Source organism: Psychrobacter sp. TB20-MNA-CIBAN-0197, assembly GCF_040309765.1.
GTDB lineage: Bacteria > Pseudomonadota > Gammaproteobacteria > Pseudomonadales > Moraxellaceae > Psychrobacter > Psychrobacter submarinus.
The window spans coordinates 1-258 of sequence record NZ_JBEOPC010000901.1 but is presented as its reverse complement, the minus strand read 5'-3'; the positions used below and the strand labels follow the sequence as shown (position 1 = coordinate 258).

1 protein-coding gene is annotated in these 258 nt (G+C 41.1%); it reads right to left on the bottom strand.

Annotated elements, in window-relative coordinates:
• Positions 1–258 (bottom strand): hypothetical protein (locus tag AAEY83_RS16470; RefSeq protein ID WP_351060775.1); only part of this gene is annotated, 258 nt, incomplete at both ends.

Sequence of the window (258 nt, the reverse complement as noted above, 5' to 3'; positions counted from 1 at the left end):
AGCCACTCCCACTTCATTTGTGGAATATTGATAGGGCGTATGCCTGTTAATATCATAAATCGAGCAGCATTTTTCTGATGCACATTAGGGGCTGCTGCGAGGTTTATCCATAATTCAGCTATCGAATCTAAGTCTGTATAAACTTGGCAAGGACGAGGGCTTTCTACACGGTCAGATACGTAAAAGTCATCGATATCAGCTGCTGGGTTTTTACCTGAGTTAAATTTGTTTTTGGCAAATCGCCATACTCTTCTAATC